Origin of the sequence: Streptomyces luomodiensis (assembly GCF_031679605.1) — a bacterium.
GTDB classification, from domain to species: domain Bacteria; phylum Actinomycetota; class Actinomycetes; order Streptomycetales; family Streptomycetaceae; genus Streptomyces; species Streptomyces luomodiensis.
Genome location: NZ_CP117522.1, coordinates 8,661,939 through 8,682,433, shown reverse-complemented (window position 1 = coordinate 8,682,433; position 20,495 = coordinate 8,661,939). Strand labels below are relative to the sequence as shown.

The 20,495-nt window shown below is 73.6% G+C and carries 18 protein-coding genes; 8 read left to right on the top strand and 10 right to left on the bottom strand.

Going from position 1 to position 20,495, the window contains the following annotated elements; all coding sequences use genetic code 11:
* Nucleotides 1-55 precede the first annotated feature (55 nt).
* From PS467_RS36585 to PS467_RS36575, 3 genes are read left to right on the top strand one after another with little or no spacing between them, the layout of a single operon-like run.
* Complete coding sequence (locus PS467_RS36585) at nucleotides 56-1,096, top strand: hypothetical protein (protein WP_311038840.1); 1,041 nt, start codon at nucleotides 56-58, stop codon at nucleotides 1,094-1,096.
* Complete coding sequence (locus PS467_RS36580; RefSeq protein ID WP_311038839.1) at nucleotides 1,093-2,190, top strand: hypothetical protein; 1,098 nt, start codon at nucleotides 1,093-1,095, stop codon at nucleotides 2,188-2,190. Before PS467_RS36585 ends, PS467_RS36580 begins: the two co-directional genes overlap by 4 nt.
* Nucleotides 2,190-2,396, top strand: a complete 207-nt coding sequence (locus PS467_RS36575) for a hypothetical protein (RefSeq protein ID WP_311038838.1) — start codon at nucleotides 2,190-2,192, stop codon at nucleotides 2,394-2,396. Before PS467_RS36580 ends, PS467_RS36575 begins: the two co-directional genes overlap by 1 nt.
* A 7-nt stretch (nucleotides 2,397-2,403) precedes the next feature.
* On the opposite strand, the gene PS467_RS36570 is transcribed toward PS467_RS36575, so the two are convergent.
* Nucleotides 2,404-3,165 (bottom strand): TIGR03943 family putative permease subunit, encoded by a 762-nt coding sequence (locus PS467_RS36570; RefSeq protein ID WP_432280781.1) that lies wholly within the window; start codon nucleotides 3,163-3,165, stop codon nucleotides 2,404-2,406.
* The gene (locus tag PS467_RS36565) at nucleotides 3,162-4,178 is read right to left on the bottom strand and encodes a permease (RefSeq protein WP_311040071.1); all 1,017 of its coding nucleotides are present in this window, start codon (nucleotides 4,176-4,178) and stop codon (nucleotides 3,162-3,164) included. The genes PS467_RS36570 and PS467_RS36565 overlap by 4 nt, the downstream gene beginning before the upstream one ends.
* Before the next feature lie 272 nt (nucleotides 4,179-4,450).
* Between PS467_RS36565 and PS467_RS36560 the strand changes: the two genes are divergently transcribed.
* The gene (locus PS467_RS36560) at nucleotides 4,451-5,095 is read left to right on the top strand and encodes a hypothetical protein (protein ID WP_268975948.1); all 645 of its coding nucleotides are present in this window, start codon (nucleotides 4,451-4,453) and stop codon (nucleotides 5,093-5,095) included.
* 121 nt (nucleotides 5,096-5,216) lie between these two features.
* On the opposite strand, the gene PS467_RS36555 is transcribed toward PS467_RS36560, so the two are convergent.
* The 3 genes from PS467_RS36555 to speB form a co-directional block, all read right to left on the bottom strand.
* Entirely contained in the window at nucleotides 5,217-5,987 is a 771-nt protein-coding gene (locus PS467_RS36555; RefSeq protein ID WP_311038836.1) for a class I SAM-dependent methyltransferase, read from the bottom strand.
* A 267-nt stretch (nucleotides 5,988-6,254) separates the two neighbouring features.
* Nucleotides 6,255-7,208, bottom strand: coding sequence for a polysaccharide pyruvyl transferase family protein (locus PS467_RS36550; protein WP_311038835.1), 954 nt, complete (start codon nucleotides 7,206-7,208; stop codon nucleotides 6,255-6,257).
* Between the two features lie 89 nt (nucleotides 7,209-7,297).
* A complete protein-coding gene (gene speB, locus PS467_RS36545) occupies nucleotides 7,298-8,260 on the bottom strand; it encodes an agmatinase (protein WP_311038834.1) in 963 nt (320 codons plus the stop codon).
* Nucleotides 8,261-8,373: 113 nt separating this feature from the next.
* Between speB and PS467_RS36540 the strand changes: the two genes are divergently transcribed.
* Complete coding sequence (locus PS467_RS36540; RefSeq protein ID WP_311038833.1) at nucleotides 8,374-9,831, top strand: PucR family transcriptional regulator; 1,458 nt, start codon at nucleotides 8,374-8,376, stop codon at nucleotides 9,829-9,831.
* A 27-nt stretch (nucleotides 9,832-9,858) separates the two neighbouring features.
* Here the strand turns inward: PS467_RS36540 and PS467_RS36535 are convergent, their stop codons facing one another.
* From PS467_RS36535 to PS467_RS36525, 3 genes are all read right to left on the bottom strand, one after another.
* Nucleotides 9,859-10,665: a class I SAM-dependent methyltransferase gene (locus PS467_RS36535; RefSeq protein WP_432280684.1), complete on the bottom strand. Its 807-nt coding sequence runs from the start codon at nucleotides 10,663-10,665 to the stop codon at nucleotides 9,859-9,861.
* Nucleotides 10,666-10,871: 206 nt separating this feature from the next.
* Nucleotides 10,872-11,330, bottom strand: coding sequence for an RrF2 family transcriptional regulator (locus PS467_RS36530; protein ID WP_311038831.1), 459 nt, complete (start codon nucleotides 11,328-11,330; stop codon nucleotides 10,872-10,874).
* A gap of 34 nt (nucleotides 11,331-11,364) precedes the next feature.
* Complete coding sequence (locus PS467_RS36525) at nucleotides 11,365-12,561, bottom strand: acyl-CoA dehydrogenase family protein (RefSeq protein ID WP_311038830.1); 1,197 nt, start codon at nucleotides 12,559-12,561, stop codon at nucleotides 11,365-11,367.
* Nucleotides 12,562-12,838: 277 nt separating this feature from the next.
* On the opposite strand from PS467_RS36525, the gene PS467_RS36520 reads away from it, so the two are divergent.
* Nucleotides 12,839-15,835, top strand: coding sequence for an ATP-binding SpoIIE family protein phosphatase (locus tag PS467_RS36520; protein WP_311038829.1), 2,997 nt, complete (start codon nucleotides 12,839-12,841; stop codon nucleotides 15,833-15,835).
* 119 nt (nucleotides 15,836-15,954) lie between these two features.
* A complete protein-coding gene (locus tag PS467_RS36515) occupies nucleotides 15,955-16,578 on the top strand; it encodes a hypothetical protein (protein WP_311038828.1) in 624 nt (207 codons plus the stop codon).
* 78 nt (nucleotides 16,579-16,656) lie between these two features.
* Here the strand turns inward: PS467_RS36515 and PS467_RS36510 are convergent, their stop codons facing one another.
* Complete coding sequence (locus PS467_RS36510) at nucleotides 16,657-17,397, bottom strand: SDR family NAD(P)-dependent oxidoreductase (RefSeq protein WP_311038827.1); 741 nt, start codon at nucleotides 17,395-17,397, stop codon at nucleotides 16,657-16,659.
* A gap of 123 nt (nucleotides 17,398-17,520) precedes the next feature.
* On the opposite strand from PS467_RS36510, the gene PS467_RS36505 reads away from it, so the two are divergent.
* A complete protein-coding gene (locus PS467_RS36505; RefSeq protein WP_311038826.1) occupies nucleotides 17,521-19,254 on the top strand; it encodes an IlvD/Edd family dehydratase in 1,734 nt (577 codons plus the stop codon).
* A gap of 21 nt (nucleotides 19,255-19,275) precedes the next feature.
* Here the strand turns inward: PS467_RS36505 and PS467_RS36500 are convergent, their stop codons facing one another.
* The gene (locus PS467_RS36500) at nucleotides 19,276-20,430 is read right to left on the bottom strand and encodes a Gfo/Idh/MocA family protein (RefSeq protein ID WP_311038825.1); all 1,155 of its coding nucleotides are present in this window, start codon (nucleotides 20,428-20,430) and stop codon (nucleotides 19,276-19,278) included.
* Between the last annotated feature and the right edge of the window lie 65 nt (nucleotides 20,431-20,495).

The following is a 20,495-nucleotide window of genomic DNA, read 5'->3' as shown; positions in this document are numbered from 1 at the left end:
CCCGGCACCGCCCACCGGCCCGCACCCGCCTCTTCCCGCATCCAGGAGCCGTTTCATGACCGTTCGTTCCGCCTGGCACCTGCCCAATGGACAGACCCGTGAGGACACCCGGCTGGCTGTCGGCCTCGGCATGGCCTCCGCCGGACCGCTGCTGACCCGGGCGGGGTGTGTGTTCGGCGGGTTGCACCTCACCGGCACCGCCGCCACCGGTATGCAGGCCAAGCTCTCCCCCGGCCAGGTGTGGGTGCCCGGCACCTCCACCGGGGCCCAGGGCGGCTACCCCGTGACCGTCGACGCCGACACCCTGCTGACCTTCGCCGACGGCCACGCCAGCCTGCCGCGCGTGGACGCGGTGATCGTCCGGGTCTACGACACCGATTACGACGGCTCGGGCAAGTACGAGGCGACGCTGGAGGTGCTCCAGGGGACGGCGGCGAGCTCGCCCACCGCCCCGGCCGTGCCCAAGAACGCCGAACTCCTCCACGAGGTCGCCGTACCCGCCGGGGCGTCCGCCGCCAAGGGCATCACCTGGGCCTCGGCCATCACCGACCGCCGTCGCTACACCGTGGCGCTGGGCGGCATCGTCCCCGCGGCGGGCGGCGCGCCGCACAACGGCGCGTACGTCGGCCAGTACCGCGACACGGGCGGGCGGCTGGAGCGCTGGGACGGCACCCAGTGGGCGAAGCTCATCCCCGACACCGTGCTCCGGCACACGGCGGACTGGGGAGCCACCACCTCCGCCACCTACCAGGAGATGCTCACCGACACCGTCGCCACGCTCACCGCCACCTTCACCGCCCCGGCGTCCCGGTGGGTGTCCCTCACCTTCGGCGCCTTCACGGCCGCCGACGGGGACGCCACCGCGTACATCTCGTTCCGGCTCAGGACGCAGAGCGGCGCCGAGGTGCTCGCCCCGTCCGACGACCGGGCGGCGGCCCTCTCCGGCGCCGGGCGGGCCTCGATCTCCACCTGTTTCCCGGTGGGCAACCTGACCCCGGGCGCCGTCTACACGGCGACCGCCGCCTACCGCTCGTCCATCGCGGGGACGCGGGTGCACTTCGACGATCGCTTCATCCGCGTCGATCCGGTGGCGTGACCGCCGTGGACACCCGCTACCGCGCCGTCTTCACCGATCTGCGCACCGATCAGGCCATCGATGTGCTGCCCCTGCGGGAGGTGGAGTACGACGACTACCTCGGCAAGCCCGGTTCGCTCACCGCGACCGTGCCGGTGCCCGACGCCCGTATGGCCCGCCGGGTCCGGGAGCTGGTGGAGGGGCGCACCGCGGTCTACCTGGAACGGGGGAACGAAGTCTGCTGGGGCGGTATCGTCTGGACGCTCACCCCGGCCACGGACGACCGGGGCCTCACCACGGTCGGGGTGCAGGCGGCCACGTTCGACTCCTACGCGGGCCGGCGCTACATCCGCGCGAACCTGAGCTTCACCACCCTCGACCACCTGGAGATCGTCCGTCGGCTGTGGGACTACATGCAAGGGTCCGAAGGCGGCCACATCGGCGTGGAGTACCAGCCGACGGCCCCCACCGCGGCCCGTACGGTGGCCTACAGCGACGGTGACGAGACCCTGGTGGAGGAGGCGATCGGGCAGCTCGCGGCGATGGAGCCCGGTTTCGAGCACCGGATCGCGGTGTACCGCGATCCGGTGACCGGGCGGCGGGTGAAGCAGCTCCAGCTCGGCTCTCCGGCCATCCGGGTGGGCGACCAGCCGGTGATGCTGGATCTGCCGGGCGATGTGCTGTCGTACTCCTTCCCCCGCGACGCCACGCGCGGCGGGACGACCGCGCGGGCCAGGGGCGGCACCCCGGAGAGCGGGGCGGGCGGCCCGGTGATGTCCGGGGAGCAGGTGGCCGAGGATCTCCTCGCGGCCGGGTTCCCCCGCCTGGACACCTCGTCCGATCACAGCAATGTCACCGACAAGGCGACGCTCGACGCGTTCGCCCGGTCCGAACTCGCCGCCCTGCGCGGTGCGGTGGTCATCCCCTCGGTGCGGATCCGCCTCGGCCCGGACACCACGCCCGCGCTGCTCGGCACGACCGTGCGGCTGCGCATCAAGGACCTGTGGTTCGCCGAGGGGCTGGACGCCCGCTACCGCGTCGTCGGCATCAAGGTCACCGCCCCGGAGCGGGGGCGCCCGGAGACCGCCGATCTGTATCTGGAGGAGACAGACTGATGGCGAACCTGCCCGAGGACATCGTGGACCGGATCAGGGCCCTGGAGCGTCAGGTCCACCGGCTCACCACCTACGTCAACAGCAAGCCCGGCGCGATGCCGGCGTCCCTGGCGGCGCCCCTGGCGGCCGTCGAGCCCGCACCGCCGCGGGCCGAGGAGGGCTCCGCGGACGAGCCGCCGCCGGACGGCACGGCGGCTCCTGACTGACCCTTCGTCAGCCCAGGTCGTGGTACGGGTCCTTGGGCTCGGGGACGCGCCGTACGGCGGTGGCGTCCAGGGCGGGGCTGGCGTCGTCCGTGCCCACCTTCCCGGTGGGATGCCAGGTGCCGGTGACCGTCACCCAGGCGTCGGCGGGCGGTGCCGGGGCCCCGTGCACCCGCACCTTGCGCACCTGGGCGTCGGCGGCGCAGCAGCTGATGACGAGCCGGCTGACGTACCAGGTGCCGTGGCCCGAGGGGGTGACGAATCCGGTGAGCCGGACGGTGTGGCCCTTCAGCGTGCGGTCGGTGTCCCAGACCGCACGGGCGCTGAAGTCGTTCAGCGACATCGGCACCACACCGGTGTCCGGCAGGGCGGGGAAGAGGCTCTCACCCGAGGAGGACGAGGAGGAGGGGGCCTTCGGGGCCGCCGCCTCGTCGCGGGCGGCGGTGTACGAGCCGAGCGCGGGCGGCGCCAGGAACAGGATGGTCAGGGCCGGTACGTACAGCAGCCAGGCCACCTTCGGTCCGCCCGCGTGGTCGTGGCCGTGGCCATGGCCGTCGTGGTGGTCGTGGCCGTCCGTGCGGGGACGGTTGAAGGGGAAGCCGTCGCGGGCGGCGCTGACCGCCCCGAGCACGATCAGCAGCACCCCGGAGGCGATGAGCGCGGGACGCAGGCCCGGACGCACATAGCGCAGATACAGATCGGTCAGCAGGGAGATGTGCAGCAGACCGACGCCGAGGAACAGCAGCAGCAACACCTGGACGTTGCGCTTCACAGCAGCCACCACCCCACCAGTCCGCTGCACAGCACCGCCATGACCCAGGTGGCCGACGAGAAACGGACCGCGAAGGCGCGCCCGAACGTGCCGGACTGGAGGGCGATGAGCTTCAGGTCCACCATCGGGCCGACCACCATGAAGGCGAGCCGGGCGGTGGGCGAGAACCCGGTGAGCGACGCGGCGACGAACGCGTCCGCCTCGGAGCAGACCGCGAGGACCACCGCGAGCAGCCCCAGCATGGGCAGCGAGAGCCACAGGGAGTCGGAGAAGAGCCGCAGCACGGAGTGCGGCACCGCGACATTGAACGTGGCCGCGGCCGCCGCGCCGACCACCAGGAAGCCCCCGGCGTGCAGGAAGTCGTGCTGGAGCGAGACCCGGAACTCCTCCGCGCGGCTCGCGCCGGGGGTGTGCCCGGTGGGCCCCTTCGGCAGCCGCAGCCACTCCTCGCGGCCCGCCCGGATCCACAGCCAGCCCATGGCGACGGACGTCAGCAGCGAGGCGATCAGACGGGCGGCCACCATCCAGGGCGTGTCGGGGAAGGCCACATAGGTCGCGACCAGCACGATCGGGTTGATGGCCGGGGCCGACAGCAGAAAGGCCAGCGCCGCCGCCGGGGCCACCCCGCGCCGCATGAGGCTGCCGGCCACCGGCACCGACGCGCATTCGCACCCCGGCAGCACCGCCCCGGCGGCGCCCGCCACGGGTACGGCGAGGGCCGGGTTGCGCGGCAGCACCCGGGTGAAGACCCAGGCCGGTACGAACGCGCTGATGATGGCCGACACCACGGTGCCCAGCAGCAGGAACGGCACGCCCTGGATGACGATCGCGGTGAACACCGTCCGCCAGGCGGCCACCGCACGGTGGTCCAGCCCCTCGGTGATCCGCGGCCCGAGCCAGAGGGCGAGACCGCCGAGCACCACCACCGGAAGGCCCGCGATCAGGGCCAGTGTGCCGACGCGCGCGGCCGTGCGCAGCCCTCCGGCCCCCTCGGCCTCGACATCGCCGTGCATCACCCCTCCCCCGGGCCCCTCGGTGGGACCCGGGGCCACCTTAGCCGGAGCCGGAACCGGCGGCGGCACCCCACCGGCCACCAGCCGCTGGGCGTTGGATGCCACGTGCCACCTTCCTGCCAACCTTCGCGATCCCCCGCTCCCGCGCAGCGCCGCCCCTTTACGATCATCCGCGTGACCGGGCGGCGCACGGGCGAGACGTGCGCTGCCCGTTGAGGACCGGATCGGATCGAAGGGCGTGAGACGTGAGCACCCGGTTAAGAATCGCGGCCGTGTCGGCCATCTCCCTGGTGGCGCTCCTGGGTGGTACGACGGTGGCGGTGGCCCAGGAGTCCGACCCGGCGCCGAAGTCCTGTGACGGTGTCCGGCTGACCGGCGAGCTCCCGGTTCCGGAGCCCGGCCAGGCCGTGTCGGGGCGGATCACCATCGGCGCCGACTGCAAGCCGGAACCGGCCTCCGTCCAGCACGGCCCGGCCTCGGCCGCCTCGGCCCGCTCGTCCGGCACCGCCACCGCCGCCACCGGCCATCAGCTGCGCGGCTGGAACGAGATGTACGACTGCTGCAACATCCGGATGACGGGCCTGTACACCACGTCCTCGTGGGAGACGGCGGACGGCCGCATCCCGACGGCCGGCACCACGGCCACCCAGGAGTGGAACCGCGAGCCGTGGGACGCCGGCTGGTCGCTCGCCTCGCAGACCGCGAAGGACGACTGTGTCACGGACTGCGCCGCGGTCAACTCCGAAGCGCACGCCGACTTCACGTACCAGGGCGTCTTCGATCCGACCGGCGACTGGTACGCCAACACCCACCACTCCTACGTCGCGTTGGCGGCCGACGGGACGGCGAGCTGCCGTTTCGACGTGGAGCTGCGGCACACCTTCGTGGGCTGGAACTGGCAGTACGGCTGCGAGTGACCCCACCGGGTGACCCCACCGGGTGACCCCACCGGGGCGGTGATGGTCCGGGTTCCGGTGCGGACACGGCTCGGGCGGCGCCAGGCCGTCCGACGTCCGCGCCGGAATCCGGTCCGGGCCGTCAGGTGGCGGCCGGCCCTCGGACCGCCGTGCTCCCCGTCTCCGTGGCGCGGCGGAAGAGGGCTGTCCACAGGAACGGCTCCCCGAAGAGCGGGGAGTCGGGGGGCTCGTCGCGCATGCGGCGCAGTTCGATCTCGGTCAGCTCGGAGAAGATCCAGCGCAGGGACTCGGGTGTGTAGGCGAGACCACCGTGCAGCCCGGACTGGCGGTAGAAGGCCGCGTCGGGGAGTTCCGAGCCCATGGCGCCCGCCGCGAAGCAGGTGAGGGCGAGATGGCCGCCGGGGGCCAGGACGCGCTCGACAAGGTCGAGGTAGCTGATCCGGCGGTGCGGGGGAAGATGGTGGAAACAGCCGGAATCGCAGATCAGGTCGTATGGACCGGCGAGTTCGCCGGTGGTGAGGGCGAAGGCGTCGCCGTGGTGGAACCGGATCTCGGCCCCGGTCTCCCGGGCGCGCTCCTCGGCCCAGGCGATGGCCGTGGGCGAGAGGTCGACGGCGTCCACCGTGAAGCCCCGGGAGGCGAGGTGGAGGGCGTTGCGGCCGGGGCCGCACCCCAGGTCGAGGGCCCGGCCCGGGGCGATCAGCCCACGGTCGAGACAGGACACCAGATGTTCGTCGGGCTTGGCCGCGAAGAACGGCACCGGCTTGGACCGGTCCGCGTAGAAACCGTCCCACCAGGAGGCACCACCGGCCGTCCAGCGGTCGGCCTCCGGCGCGAACAGGCCGTCCAGGAGCCGCAGGACGTCGTCCACCGTGCGTATGTTCCGGTCCACTCGCTCCCCTTTCCCGAGGGGTGACACACACAAGGGCTGAAACATAGCCACGGAGCCAGCGAAAGACCAGCTCAGGCGGTATGTGGCACGGGCTTTGACGGCCGTTCGCGGGGCCGGGGGCGAGGCGGTGGAGGAGTTCTCCGCGACCGTGGGCACCGGCCGCCCAGGCACCCGTGGAAGGCCGCCAAGAGGCCGATTCCGGCGGCCCCGAGGCGACTTTCTGGCGCAGGCGCCGCGTGGCGGTGCCACGGCGGGCCGGAAGCCCGGTCAGCCGCCGCGCGGCCGGCCGGGGCTGGTGGAGACCGCCGCCGACAGCGCCGTCAGCACCGCGTCCGTGGCGTCCACGGCGGCGCCGCGCGCGGGTGTGGCCAAAAGTTCGCGGCGGCGCCGCTCGGCCAGGGCGCGCCCCGAGGTGAGACACCATCGCCACCACCGGTCGAGCTCGGCGGGGTGGAGCTGTCCGGCGCCGAGCGTGGCGGGCCAGTCAAGGGCCCGCGCCTGGGCGCTCAGCTTGGCCCCGCCGTCGACGGGGTCGACCGCCAGGGCCGGAACACCCGACCGCAGCGCCACCACCAGGCCGTGCAGCCGGTCGGTGACCACCAGGTCCAGCCGTCGCACCACGGACTCGAACTGTTCCGCAGTGGCGCACAGGCGCCAGTCGCGGGTGTCCAGACGGGTGGTCAGCTCCAGCCGGGCACAGTCCTTGGCCGCCAGCCAGCGGGTCAGTGCCTCGGCCACCTCGTCATGGCGCCGCGCCCGCCCGTACTCGCCCTGTCCATGGGTGAGGACGACGCCCACGACCGGTGTGGCGGCGCCGGCGGGGGCTCCGGCGGCGAGGTCGCGCACTCCGGGCGCGCCGCCGGGCGCGTCGCGCGCCAGGACCTGGTGGAAGCCGCCGACCGCCGGCGACGAGGCGTCGATCACGGAAGTGCCGACGGCGACGCGCACACAGTGCCGGAACCGGGTGTGCAACTCCTCGACCTGGGGGCCGTGCAGCGGCCCGCACAGGAACACCAGATGGGAGTAGGAGTCCTCGGCCGCGTCGGACAGATGCAGGGCCTCGGCCCGGTAACCGGGACTCCAGGCCACGTCGTACGGGATACCGGCGTGGTCCAGAACGGCGCGCACCCGGCGCAGGGCGAGCACATCGCCCGCGGTGGCCTCGCCGTCGAGGAAGCTGAACCAGCCGGTGAGCAGGACCTTGCCCGCACTCCTCGCCATGCCGCCCCGCCCTTCTTCGCCACCGGTGCGCGTGCGCGCGATCACTTCCCATCATGCGGCGCGAGCACAGGTCATGCGGCGCGAGCAGGTCATGCTCCGCGAGCAGGCAGACCAGGGCGCAGCGCGAGCAGGCCGATCAGGTCGTAGGCGACGTGGGAGGCCGCGACCGAGGTGATCTCGGCGTGGTCGTAGGCGGGCGCCACCTCCACCACGTCCGCGCCGACCAGATGGCATCCCGCGAGCCCGCGCAGGATCTCCAGGAGCTCCCGGGAGGTCAGGCCGCCCGCCTCCGGGGTGCCGGTGCCGGGGGCGTGGGCCGGGTCGAGGCAGTCGATGTCGATGGAGATGTACAGCGGCCGGTCGCCGATGCGCCCGCGCAGCTGGTCGGCCACCTCGTCGGCGCCGCGCCGGTAGACATCGGCGGAGGTGACGATGCCGAAGCCCAGCTTCTGGTCCTCGGTGAGGTCCTCCTTGCCGTACAGCGGACCGCGGGTGCCGACGTGCGAGAGGGCGGAGGTGTCGACGACGCCCTCCTCCACGGCCCGGCGGAACGGGGTGCCGTGGGTGTGCTCGGCGCCGAAGTAGGTGTCCCAGGTGTCCAGGTGCGCGTCGAAGTGGAGCACCGCGACCGGGCCGTGCCGCCGTGCGGCGGCGCGCAGCAGCGGCAGCGCGATGGTGTGGTCGCCGCCGATGGTGACCAGGCGGGTGCCGTCGGCCTGGAGGCGGTCGGCGGCGTCCTGGATGGTCTCGATGGCCTCGCCGATGTCGAACGGGTTGACGGCGATGTCACCGGCGTCGGCCACCTGCTGGGTGGCGAACGGGGACACGTCGAGCCCCGGGTGGTAGGGGCGGAGCAGCCGGCTGGCCTCACGGACCGCGGCGGGCCCGAAGCGGGCGCCGGGGCGGTAGGAGACGCCGGCGTCGAACGGGACGCCCACCACGGCCACATCGGCGCGGGCCACCTCGTCGAGGCGGGGCAGCCGGGCGAACGTGGCGGGGCCGGCGAAGCGTGGGATCCGGGAGGAGTCGACGGGCCCTCGGGGTTCGGTCATGGTGCTGGCAGTCCCTTCTCCGGTGCGCCGGTGTGGTCCGGCCGGGCGAGTGTGCACGGCGGAGGAACCGCGGGACAATCGTTGTCGGCACAAAGAGTGAGGTTCGGTTTGTGGTGAACAACAAGGTGCAGGGCGTGACCGTCGGCGACCTGCTGTCGTACCCGGCCCTTCAGCTCCGGCTGATCGCGGGCGGTGCCGGTCTGCACCGCTCGGTGTCCTGGGCCCATGTCAGCGAGCTGGACGACCCCACGCCCTGGCTGCTCGGCGCCGAGATGATCATGACGACGGGGATAGCGGTGCCCCGTTCGGCGGCCGGCCAGCGCGGCTATCTGGAGCGGCTCGACGACGCCGGGGTGGCCGCCCTCGCCGTCTCCGCCCAGCTACGCATGCCCCCGCTGCGCCGGGCGTTCTTCGACGCCGCCGAGGAGCGGGGCATGCCGGTCCTGGAGATTCCGCTGGCCGTGCCGTTCATGGCGGTGGCGCAGGAGGTGGCCGCCGCCATCCAGGAGGACGCCCGGCACCGGCTCGGCGCGCAGCTCCAGGTGTTCGGCGCGCTGCGCTGGCTGACCTCGGAGAACCTGGACACCGCGACGCTGTTCAGCCGGCTGGAGAAGCTCTCCGGATACGACATCCACCTGTGCACCCCACAGGGCCGGCCGCTGCTGCCCGGGGTGCCCGCGCCCGACGCGTCCGTGATTCCCCGCTCGGCGGACGCCCCGCCGACCATCCCCGGCGGCTTCGCGCTCCCGGTGCCCTCCCCCGGTGGCACGGCGGGGTTCGTCATCGCCTTCGAGCGGGAGGGCGCGCGCCCGGCGGGGCTCGCCGTGGTGCAGCACATCGCCACGGTGGCCGCGCTCCAGCTCGCCATGGTCCGCACCGAGCGGGAGACGCTGCGCCGCGAGGGTGCGGAGATCCTCGCCGAGCTGCTCCAGGGCGCGCTCGACCCCGCCGTGGCGCGGCGCCATCTGGCGCGCCACTCCATCGAGGGCGAGACCGTGCTGGCGGTGGTCAGGGGCGTCACCGAGGAGGAGGTGCTGGGGGCGCTGGAGGATCAGCCGTATCTGCTGCTCAACCGGGGCGAGGACCGCTATCTGCTGGGTGCGCCCGGCCTGGGCGACGCGATCGAGTCCCTGTCGGGGGCGGCCGCCGGGATGAGCCGTCCGGTCAGCCCCGGCGCCCCACTGCGGATCGCCCAGCGCGAGGCGCTGTGGGCGGCCTCGCACGCCGTCGCGTCCGGCCGCGTCCTCGTACGGTACGGCGACGACGTCACCGGCCGCTGGCTGCCCGACGACCCGGCCGCGCTCACCGACCTGGTCGAGCATGTGCTGGGCGAGGCGCTGGCTTACGACGCCGGGCACGGCTCACGGCTGCTGCCGTCGGTGCGCACCTGGATGGAGCGCGACCGCCGCACCGACGAGGCGGCCGCGGCGCTCCATGTGCACCCCAATACGCTGGCCTACCGGCTGCGCCGCTTCCATGAGCTCACCGGCCGCGATCTGGCCACCACCGGCGCGTTCGCCGAGGTCTGGCTGGCGATCCGGGCCGCGGGCCGGCTCGGCCTGCTGGACTGAGCGCACCGCCTGGCGGGCGTTCGGCGCTCAGTCGGGGCGCCGGCCCCAGCAGGTGATGAGCGGGGCGGTGGTGACGTCCATTCCGGCATCGCGCAGATGGGCCAGGTGGCGCTCGATCTCCTCGTCGGTGGCCAGTCCGCCCGCCACCAGCTGACCGCGCAGCTGACGCACGGTGGCCGCCTCCAGCTCCCGGCACGCCGGGGAGGTCAGCGGGAAACAGCCCTCGGCGCGGACGTCGGCCAGCCCGGCGCCGCGCAGCAGGGCGGGCAGGGTGCGGCCGAAGGCGAGGTCCACACCGCGCCCGGCGAGCAGCGACCGGAACCCGCGGCGGACGCGGTTGGCCAGTTCCTCGGCCGGGCCGCGCTCATCGGGGCAGGCGAGGGGCTGGAGCGCCGGATCGGCGTCCTCCACCACCAGCCATCCGCCCGGCCGCACCGCCTCGGCCATCCGCCGCAGCGCTTCGGCCCGGTCGGGCAGGTGCACCAGCACCAGCCGGGCGTGGACGAGGTCGAAGCCGCCGCCCGGTGGCTCGTCGCGGGCCACGTCATGCCGCCGTACCTCGACCGGTCCGGCGGCCGGGCCGGACAGATCCGTCAGCCAGGAGGTGTCGATGTCGGTCACCAGCACCTGCCCGGTGGGCCCGACCCGCTCCGCGAGGGCGGTGGGCACCGAGGGCCCGCCCGCGCCCACCTCCCAGCAGCGCCATCCGGCGGCGAGGCCGAGCCGGTCGAGGTGGTCGAGGGTCCAGGGGTCGAAGAGCCCGGCCAGCGCGTCGAAGCGCCGGCCGGCCTCGCGTTGCCGGTTGTCCAGCAGATAGCCGGTCTCGGATGTCATGCGTCCCATCCTCCCGCCCCGCCCGGCGGCCGTCAGCGGGTCCCCCGGGGCAGCTCCGGCGCCGATCCCCCGTGCACGGTGATGCGCACCGGAGTGAGGGTGGTCGCCTCCCGTGCCGGCTCCCCGCTGCCGGTGTTGCGGGCGGCCTGGACACGGGCCCGCGGACGCCCGGCCGGGAAGCGGGAGGTTGAGCGGGAAGCGGGAGGTCAGGGGTTGGTCCAGGCTTCGGGGTCGTCGGCCAGGCCGAGGACGTCGTCGGGCAGCTTGGCCGCGGCCACCTGCGCGAGGGTCACCTCGCCGAGGATCTTGCGCACATTGGCCCGTACCGCGATCCACAGCGGCAGCAGTGACTCCGCCGGTCCGTGGTACGACAGCTCGGGCGGGCGCACTCCGCGCACCGACACCAGGGGCCCGTCGACCACCCGGATCACCTCGGCGATGCTGATCGTGTCCGCGGGGCGGGCCAGCCGGTATCCGCCCTTGCCGCCGCGCTGGCTGGCCACCAGTCCGCCCCGGCGCAGATCGCCCAGGATCCCTTCGAGGAACTTGTGCGGTATGCCCTGCGCGGCGGCGATCGCCTCGGCCTTGACGGACGTGTCCTCCGCCGCCGCGGCCAGTTCCAACGCCGCCCGCACCGCATAGTCCGCCTTCGCCGAAATCCGCATGTGGTGATTATCCGGCACCGGCGGGCCGGACCGTTCAGAAGGGCAGGGTGAACGGGGGATGCTCGCCGTTGAGGAAGTAGTCGCCGACCTCGTGGAGCCGGTGGGCGACGGGGTCGTAGAGCGTGTGGGTGCGCGCGTTGCGCCAGAAGCGGTCGAATCCGTAGGCGGAGGAGGCGGAGCGCGCGCCGATGACGTCCAGGGCGCGGGCGGTGGCGTCGTGGGCGGCCCGGGAGGCGGCGGCCTCGGCCGCGGCGGCCAGCACGGTGATCTCGGCGCATTCGTCGTCGGTGAGGTCCTCGCCCCGCGCGAGCCCGGCGTCCAGGGCCTCCAGCGCCTGATCGGCGAGGGCGGCGGCGGAGAACGTGGCGACGGTGAGTTCGCCGTAGGTGGTCAGCGCGTACGGATCGCGCGGGGAGGTGTGCGGCCAGGGCGCGTGTACGGCCCTGGTGTACTCGCGGGCCTCGGCGAGCACTCCCTGCGCGATCCCGAGACAGATCTGCGCCGAGACCAGACGCCCGGTCGGCGCGGACAGGCCGCTGAAGGGCGACAGGGTGTCCTCGTCCCAGGAGAGCGGGCCGAGCACCGCGTCGTCCCCGACCGGCACCGCGTCGAACTCCACGCTGCCGCCGGCCGCCAGCCGCTGTCCGAAGGTGTCCCCGTCGTCGCTGCCGCACACCACACCGGGATGGGTGGCGTCGACGAACACGGCCAGCGGTTCGCCGGTGTCGGCGTGGATGGCGCGGACGGCCAGCCGGTCGGCGACCAGGACGCCGGTGGCGTACCCCTGGCGTCCGTTCAGCATGTGGCCACCGTGGCCGGGGGTGAGCGTCAGCCGTGGCTCGCGGGTGGTCAGCCCGCCGCCCCAGCACCACTGCTCCGCCGCGGACCGCCGTTCCAGCCGGGCCGCGAGATCGGCCCCGCCGAAGAAGCGTGCGCTGAAACAGAGCAGGTAGTGACAGCCGAGCACCTGGCCGATCGCGCCGTCGGCCGCGGCGATCTTGCGCACGACGGCGCAGGCCGTGGGCCAGTCCCCGCCCCCGCCCCCGTGCTCGGCGGGGATCAGCAGCGTCAGGAGCCCCGCCTCACGGAGCCGGGCGACCTCGTCGTACGGCGTCTTGCCCGCCTGGTCACGGAGGACCGCGTCCGTGGCGAGGTCGTCCGCCGCCTCGTCGGCGATCTTCAGCCACCTCGCGCGGTCGGGCGCTTCAACCGCCGCATCCACCACCGTCACGCGCGCTCCCCTTCGTTCGTCCGGTCCGCCACCCGGCCCGGCCCCACATTCAGCATTCCCTAGGAATCCCGTAGGAAAAATAGGGAATTCAGTCGCGTACGTCCAGCCGTACGTCCAGCCGTACGGCATGCCGCCGGCCCCGGCACGCCGCGCCCCGCCTCGCGCCTTGGGGACGTACGGATGATGCCCGGCATATGCCGGTGCTACGTTTGTCCGAGAATGCCCGGTGCCATGAGGTGAGGTCTTGGGTATGGAGGAGCGGCGCGGAACAGACCGGGTGAGGCGCTCCCGCTCGCGGGGCGAGGAACGGCTTTCCCTGCTCTCGGCGGTCGGCGCCGCGCTCACCAACCGCGAGGTGCTCCAGCACGCCCTGGACCAGGCGGTCTCCGAGCTGGGCGGTATCGCGGGCCTGGTGCACTGGTCCTGCGGCCCTGCCGGCCGCCGTACGCTGCGCCTGGTCCTCGCCAGCGGGCTGCCGCTGGCCGCCCTCCGGGCGTGGGAGGAGATCCGCGAGGACGAGGCCCCGCTCGCCCCCGCCCGAGCCGTGCGGGACGGCCGCTTCGTGTGGATGCCGGCGGCCGCCGGCAGGGCCCCCGGCCCCGGGCAGGCCGGCCGCCCCTCCCTCGGGGCCCTGTCGGCGTCGACCACCGTGGCGTCCGTTCCGCTGGCCGGACCGGACCGGCCGGTGGGCGCGCTGTCCGTGCTGACCGGCCCGCGGAAGCCGACCGGGGAGCAGGCCGGTTTCCTCCGGGCGGTGGCGCACTGGGCCGAACGCCGCCTCTCCCGCCCGGCCGCCGCGAGCGACGCGGGCGAGGCGCCCCCGTGGTGGCAGCAGCGGCCGGGCGGCTCGGTGCTCCAGCAGTCCCTGGAGGCGGTCAAGGTCGGCTCCTGGGAATGGGGCGTGCACACCGGTGAGATGCGCTGGGACCGGGCGGGGCGGACGCTGCTCGGCATCCCCGAGGACTACCAGCGGCGGATCGAGAGCTGGATCGACCTGATCCTCCCCGAGGACATGCCACGGGTGATGGCCGCCACCGAGAAGTCGCTGCGGGAGCGGAGCGTCTACGAGGTCGAGTACCGGGTCCGCCGTCCCGACGGGACCACCGGATGGGTGCTGAGCCGCGCCCATGTCGAACTCGACGAGAGCGGCGAGCCCGTGCGCATGGTCGGGAAGGTCTGGGACACCACCGAGAGCCGGATGGCCCGGGAATCGGTGGGGCAGGCGCTGCGCTTCATGAGCGACGCGTTCTTCGCGGTGAACCGGGACTGGCGGATCACCTTCCTCAACGTCGAGGCGGAACGCCTGCTGGGCCCGGCCACCAAGGTGCTCGGCCGGCCGCTGTGGGACGGCCCCGCGGGCACGGTCCCCGGGCTGGAGGACCGCTGCCGCGCTGCCGCCGACGACGACAGACCGGCCGGGTTCGACATCCGGTGGCCCACCGATGGCCGCTGGTACCACATACGGCTGGTCTCCGTGCCGGACGGGCTGACGGCCTACCTCACCGATGTCACCAACCGGCACACCCGGGCCGCGCGGCGCGCGGAGGCCGAGCGCGCCGGCGCCGAACAGTCCGCCAGAATCGGCGAGTTGACCAACGCGCTGGCCGACGCGGTGACCACGAGGGACGTCGTCGACGTGGTCGCCACGCACGTCCTGCCGCCGTTCGGCGCCTCGGGTCTGCTGATCCTGGGCCTGGAGAGCGGCCGGCTGAACGTGATGGGCTCGGTGGGGTATCCCCGCCCCTTCCTGCGCAGTGTGGACGGGATCCCGGCGTTCGAGGGCTACCGCCTGCTCAACGACGTACTCGGCTCGCGCCGGCCGCGCTTCATCTCCTCGGCCGAGGAGTACGAGGCGCTGTTCCCCGATCTGGCCGGCAATCCGGCCATCGCCGGGAAGAACGCCTGGGCCGTGCTCCCGCTGACCGTCTCGGGCAACGCCATCGGCACCATCTCCCTCTCCTTCGACGCGCCGCGCCGCTTCTCCGCCGATGAGCGCGCCCTGCTCATCGCCCTCAGCGGGATGGTGGCCCAGGCGCTGGCCCGAGCCCGCCTCTACGACACCGAGCACGCCCGCGCCCAGGCGCTCCAGCGCGGGCTGCTGCCCCGGGCCCTGCCCACGCCGGCCGCCGTCACCTCCACCGTCCGCTATCTGCCCGCCAGCAGTGGTACGGGCGTCGGCGGCGACTGGTACGACGTCATTCCGCTGTCCGGGGAGCGGGTGGCCCTGGTCATCGGCGATGTGATGGGCCATGGCCTGGCCGAGGCCGCCACCATGGGGCGGCTGCGCACCGCCGTGCACACGCTCGCCAACCTCGAACTGCCACCCGATGAGGTCCTGGCCCATCTCAACGAGGTCGTCGGCGATCTGGGCGAGGACTCCTTCGCGACCTGCCTGTACGCGGTGTACGACCCCGTCTCGCGGCTCTGCTCGCTCGCCCGCGCCGGTCATCCCCCGCCCCTGGTGGTGCGCCCGGACGGAGGTGTGCAGTGCCTGGACCCGGCGCCCGATCCGCCGCTGGGCGCCACCGAGCCCCCGTTCTCCACCGTCGATCTCCGGTTGCCCGACGGCAGTCTCCTGGTGCTGTACACCGACGGTCTGGTGGAGTCCGCCGCGCGCGACATCGACACCGGCATCGCCGAATGCGTGCGGGTCCTCACCAGCGAGCGCGGCCGGCTCTTCACCCGCCCGGCGCCCCCTCCGCACCCGGACGGTACGGAGACAGGCGAGGTGGAGCCGGACAGGATGGAGCCGGACGGGACGGAGCGGGCGGACCGCGACCGGCTCGACCGGCTCTGCGACCTGCTGGTCGGCGCCATGCTCCCCGCCCAGCAGCTGACCGCCGACGACACCGCCCTGCTGATCGCCCGGCTGCACGGGCTGCCGTCCGGGAACATCGCCGGATGGCCGCTGCCGGAGGCCCCGATGGCCGCCCCGCTCGCCCGCGCCCATGTCCGCGACCAGCTCCGGGCATGGGGGCTGGACGACCTCGTCGTCACCACCGAGCTGCTGGCCGACGAACTCGTCGCCAATGTCGTCCGGCACGCCAGGGGACCGAGCCACCTCCGGCTGATCCGCGGCGGTGCGCTGATCTGCGAGGTCTCGGACACCGCCGCCACCACTCCCCGGATCCGCCGGGCCGCCGAGACGGACGAGGGAGGGCGGGGCCTGCAACTGGTCTCCGCGCTCTCCCAGCGCTGGGGGACCCGCTACACCGCCGAGGGCAAGTGCATCTGGACCGAACAGCCCATCCCGCGGGCCCACGCGGCGTCGTGAGGCCCCTCCGGCCCGGCCAAGCGCCCGCCACCACCCCGCACCGGCCGACGGCGGCCCCCGTAAGGTGTCCTGCACACACGCGCAGGTCATCGAGGGGGAGCAGAGTGGGACCGTCCGGCATGTCCGAGGTACACGGGGAGACCGCCGGGCATTTGGCCCCGGCCGGACCCGGACGCACACCGAACTCCCTGAAGTGGGCCGTGCTCATCCCGGTGGTCGCCACCGCGGCCGGGTTCCTCGCCCAGTATCCGTACGGCATGTTGTGGCTCGGGGTGCTCATCGTGCTCGGCGCGGCGGCGGCCGCGGCCATCGTGGCGGGCGGCCTCTGGCACCGGGCGGGTGCGGCCACACTGGCGGCCTTCGCCACCATGGCGCTCGCGCTGTTCGCCGGACCGGCGCTGTACGAGCTCTATGTGAAGCAGGCGGGCGACCGGGTCGACGCCCTGGTCGCGGACACCGGCACCCACACCAACCACAAGGGGACCGAGCTCGACGTATGCCGTGTGGTGGACACCTCCGGGACGGTCCGGGACCTGTCCGAACAGCAGAACTGCCAGGGGCAGTTCAGGCCGGAGCAGCATGTCGTGCTGTTCGTGGATCCGCTGGGCGCGCTCGACCCGTGGGTGGAGGCCACGGGCGAACGGACGGTGGACGGTGTCGGACTGGGCATCACCGCCGGTCTGTTCGCGGTGACCGGCTCGGCGCTGTTCTACGCCGGTCAGCGCCGCCGTCCGGGGCGCTGACCGGACCGCCCATGAGTGCCGGCCGCTGACCGGCGCGCCCATGAGTGCCGGCCGCTGACCGGCGCGCGGCCGGGCGCGTCAGCGATAGGCGAGTTCGCCGCCGCGGGCCTCCAGGATCGCGCCGGTGATGTAGCTCGCCCGCGAGGAGACGAGGAACACCACGGCCTCGGCGATCTCCTCGGGCGCCGCCGGCCTGCCCAGGACCGTGGTCCTGGCCACCGCCTGGAGGGCCGCCTCCCCCATCTCGGAGGTGCCCCGCGTACGGACCGGGCCCGAACGGACGGCGTTCACCCGGACGCCCCGGCCGCCGAACTCATCGGCCCACACCCGGGTCAGCAGCTCCAGCGCGGCCTTCGAGGCACCGTACGCCCCGGCGTCGCGGGCCGGGGTGTCGGCGGCGATGGTGCTGAGGTTGACGATGGCCCCGTGGCCCCGGGCGGCCATGCCCGGTGCGAGCCGGCCGACCAGCAGCAGCGGTGCGCGGGTGTTGATGGCCATGTGGACGTCGAACATCTCGGGTGTGGTCCCGGCGGTGTCCGCGAACCGGTAGACGCCGGCGTTGTTCACCAGCACGTCCACGTCGCCCGCCGCGGCGGCCAGCCGCCGCACATCGTCGGCCTCGGCCAGATCCGCCGCCACGAACCTGGCCGTGGCCCCCGCCGCCGACACCTCCCGGACCACCTCCGCGCCCCGTCGCGCGTCCCGGCCGTGGACGACCACCTCGGCCCCCAGCGCCGCCAGGCGCAGGGCCACGGCGCGGCCGATCCCCGCGGTGGCGCCCGTGACCAGGGCGGTGGCTCCGGACAGCGCACCACTCATGCGGACACTCCTCACCGTGTGCCGGATACCGGCCCATACTTCCCACACCGTGCCACGATCTTCCGCGCGGCGCTCGTCTTTGCTGTACTGCCAGGGGCCCCGGAAACAGGTGGGAGTGCGGACGTGACGGACACGGAAACACACGGCGGGCGGCGCAGCGCGGCCTGGTTCGGCGCGAAGGGCCGCTCCGGGATGGTCTACCGGTCCTGGATGCGCAACCAGGGCTATTCCGGTGAGGTGTTCGACGGCCGGCCGGTGATCGGCATCGCCACGACGTGGTCGGAGCTGGCGCCCTGCAACAGCCATCTGGGGCGGGTCGCTGAGTCGGTGAAGCGCGGGGTCTGGCAGGCCGGTGGCTTTCCGCTGGAGTTCCCCGCGATGGCGCTGGGCGAGACGCTGATGCGGCCCACCGCGATGCTGTACCGCAATCTGCTGGCCATGGAGGCCGAGGAGCTGATGCGGGCCAATCCGCTGGACGGTGTGGTGCTGCTGTCCGGCTGCGACAAGACCACTCCCGGTCTGCTGATGGCCGCCTCCAGCGTCGATCTGCCGGCCATCATGGTCACCGGCGGCCCGATGCTGAACGGCAAGTACCGGGGCGCGGACGTGGGCTCGGGCACCCAGGTCTGGCGGTTCGAGGCCGAGCTGGCGGCCGGGCGGATGACCGAGGAGGAGTGCTTCTTCGCCGAGGGCTGCATGGCCAGGTCCAACGGGCACTGCATGACCATGGGCACCGCGTCCACCATGGCGTCGCTGGCCGAGGCGCTCGGCATGCAGCTGCCCTACTCGGCGAGCTGGCCGGCGGTGGACGCCCGCCGGTACGAGACGGCGCAGCGGGCCGGCCGGCGGATCGTGGCGATGGTGGCGGAGGATCTGCGGCCGTCGCAGATCATGACCCGGGCGGCGTTCGAGAACGCGATCCGGGTCAACGCGGCCATCGGCGGCTCCACCAACGCGGTGATCCATCTGCTGGCCATCGCGGGACGGCTGGGCGTGCCGCTGACGCTCGACGACTTCGACACGCTGGCCAGGGAGGTGCCCACACTGGTCGATCTCCAGCCCTCCGGACGGTTCCTGATGGAGGACTTCTGCTACGCCGGGGGGCTGCCGGTGGTGATGCGCGAGCTGGGCGCGCTGCTGCACACGGAGGCGGCCACGGTGAGCGGACGCACGGTGGCGGAGAACGTGGCCGACGCCGAGTGCTGGAACCGTGAGGTGATCCGGACGCTGGACGACCCGTTCCAGGAGGCCGGCACCGGCACCGCGGTGCTGCGCGGCAACCTCGCCCCGAACGGCGCGGTGATCAAACAGTCCGCCGCGTCGCGGCATCTGCTCCGGCACCGCGGCCGGGCCCTGGTGTTCGACACTCCGGAGGACTACCTCGCCGTCCACGCCGACGAGGACCTCCCAGTGGACGAGGACACGGTGCTGGTGATCCGGGGCAGCGGCCCCCGTGGCTATCCGGGCATGCCCGAGGTCTCCAATGTGGTGCTGCCGACGAAGTTGCTGCGCAGGGGCGTCGAGGACATGGTGCGGATCTGCGACGGCCGGATGTCCGGCACCGGTTTCGGCACCGTGGTGCTGCACGTGTCCCCCGAGTCCGCCGTCGGCGGCCCGCTGGCGCTGGTGCGCGACGGCGACTGGATCACCCTCGACGTTCCCGCGCGTGCGCTGACGCTGGAGGTCGGCGAGGAGGAGCTGGCGCGCCGCCGGGCCGCCTGGGAGCCCCCGCCGCCGGTGGCCGCGCGGGGCTGGAGCAAGCTCTACACCGAGCATGTGCTCCAGGCGGATCAGGGTCTGGACCTGGACTTCCTGGTCGGCGCCAGTGGACACGAGGTGCCCCGCGAGTCCCACTGACCCGGCCCCGCGCCCCATCGCTCAGCCGGGGTTCACCCAGGTGCCCCGCTCGGCGGAGCGGGTCATGGCGTCCAGCACGGTGGCGCTGTGCACGGCGTCGTCCAGGGTGGCGCCGTACGCGGTGCCCTCGGCGATGGAGCGCAGGAAGTGGTACGCCTCGATCACCTTCAGGTCGTCATAGCCCATGCTGTTGGCCGAGCCCGGCTGGAAGGCGGCGTATTCACCGTGCCCGGGGCCGACGTACACGGTGGAGACGGGCTGGTCCTGGTAGGCGGTGCCGCGGCTGACGCCGAGTTCGCCCATGCGCCGGAAGTCCCAGTGGAGCGCGCCCTTGGTGCCGTGGATCTCGAAGCCGTAGGTGTTCTGCTCGCCGACCGAGACCCGGCACGCCTCCAGCACGCCGCGGGCGCCAGAGGCGAAGCGCAGCAGACAGGAGACGTAGTCCTCGTTCTCCACCGGACCCAGCTCGCCGCCGGCGGCCCGGGTGTGGCCCGCGGTGGCGCCGGTGGGGCGGGCCCGCTCGGGCACGAAGACGGCGGTGTCGGCGGTCAGGGCGGCGATCTCGCCGAGCAGGAACCGGGCCAGGTCCACACCGTGGGAGGCGAGGTCGCCCAGCACTCCGCTGCCGCCCCGGGCCCGTTCGTACCGCCAGGTCAGGGCGGCTTCGGGGTGGGCGGCGTAGTCGCTGAAGAGGCGGACGCGGGCATGGGTGACGGTGCCGATCTCCCCGTCGGCGATCATGGCGCGGGCGGTCTGGACGGCGGGCGCGTTGCGGTAGTTGAAGCCGACCGCGCCCTGGACACCGGCCTCGGCCACGGCGGTGGCGACCGCGCGGGCGTCGTCGGCGGTGAGTCCGACCGGCTTCTCGATCCAGATGTGCTTGCCCGCGCGGGCCATGGCGGTGCCGATCTCCCGGTGCAGGAAGTTCGGCGCGGCGATGCTCACCGCCTGGACGCGGGGGTCGGCGGCGACCTCCTGCCAGTCCCGGACGGCGGTGGCGAAGCCGTACCGCCCCGCGGCCTCGTCGGCCCGGCCGGGCACCTCATCGGCTACGGCGACCAGTTCGGGCCGTACGGACAGCTGCGGGAAGTGGTGCGGCAGACGGACGTACGCCTGGGTGTGCACCCGTCCCATCCAGCCGAACCCCACGACGGCGACCCCGAGCGTACTCACCATGACTGCCCTTCCTCGTACCGTTTTCCTTGCACCGTCCCATAAAGTACCGGCCCACGCCGAAAGCC